The sequence below is a fragment of the Neobacillus drentensis genome, assembly GCF_036962765.1.
GTDB lineage: Bacteria > Bacillota > Bacilli > Bacillales > Cytobacillaceae > Neobacillus > Neobacillus drentensis_C.
Genome location: NZ_JBALOS010000123.1, coordinates 1 through 1,438 on the forward strand (window position 1 = coordinate 1; position 1,438 = coordinate 1,438).

Here is a 1,438-nt window from a genome sequence, read left to right on the forward strand (position 1 = left end):
TTTAATTTCTTTTAATTCTTCTTTATCAAATTTATCTGGAGGAAATGGCTTTTTTCGTGATCTTCTCTGTCTTTTTGATCTCTTCTTATAGACATGCCTCAAAAGCTTTCGATTCTTTTCGAACGACTTTCTTCTCAAATTTATTCTTATTTGTGTTCGCCTTAACATGAGTATAATCAATAAATACGTGCTCACTACTAATCAAGTCTTTTTTGAGGCTTAATTTAAAATACAATAGAAAATCTGTTCAAATAAATCTGTATCCTTAAAGCGTCGCTCATAGTTTTTACCGAAGGTGGAAAAGTGAGGTATACGCCATATTAATTTCGATTTCTTCAATGGTTTTACGCATAGAGCGAATACCGAAGGTATATTGGATGAGAACCATCTTAATCAATACTACAGGGTCAATACTCGGACGTCCCCGTTCAGATGAATAAATGAAAAATCAATACCGGCTTCGATTTTGCGAACAAAATGGTTCGCAGGTACAAGTTGTTCTATGGCTATCATTTCTATTTGATCACGATTCATCTGTGTATTTTTTGTAAGCATTTCATCCACCCCATTAATGCCTCTGAACTTGTCGAAAGTCTGTGTCAAAGTCCACTTTGACTCAGAGTAAGACAAAAGGCATTCGAATGAGTCCATTCGGATGCCTTTATGTTAGATTTTTGCTCGAAAGAGAAAATTTCAGACCTATCTTAACTTATTATTACGCCAATTCTGGACTTTTCCAAGTCCAGTTGGCCATTTTTTCAAGTTCATGGGAGCAAAAGTAAGCATCGCTTGCATGGACAATTTTTTTAGGCCGCTTAAGGTTGTCCAACGCATATCATGCTTTTCCTTAGATCCGCAAGGACACGTTCAACCGTTTCTTTATGTCTTGCGTAAATGCTTTTATTCTCTTGTGTGTGACGAAGGTGATCGGCTTCTTCTAAATAGTGTTCCCACACATGACGCTCAATCAGTATTTTATGATCTTTACTCTGCGTACATTCTGAGAGCAATGGGCAATTTTGATACATAAGCGGATTAGAGTAGTATTGACGCTTTCCATTCTTCGTCGTAGTTGCATATTTATTTGTCCTTGCGGACAAATATAACAACAACTGTAGTATTCATCATAAACATATTCATGCTTTTTCAAATAACCGTCCTTCATACGAGGACGAGTATAAGGTAAAGCAGGCTTCATATCATTTTCAAATACGTATTGGGCAATAGCAGGTGTTTTGTATCCAGCATCAGCTGCTTCAGTTTTCCCGTGTTTTTCGATGACCTTCTCGAAAATGACGCTATCATGAATATTCCCCGGCGTTACAATTGCCCTGAGAATAAAACCATTTCGGTCCGCAGCTGCTTGAAATGTGTATACGAACTGTTTCGTTCGCTCGTCCTTTAGGTAATAACCACTCTCTGGGACAGTGGTTCTATT

The 1,438-nt window shown here is 37.6% G+C and carries 2 pseudogenes; both read right to left on the reverse strand.

Annotated elements, in window-relative coordinates:
- A pseudogene (locus V7137_RS16110) lies at window positions 1-555 on the reverse strand (transposase); the annotation flags it as partial.
- Between the two features lie 160 nt (window positions 556-715).
- A pseudogene (locus V7137_RS16115) lies at window positions 716-1,438 on the reverse strand (transposase); the annotation flags it as partial.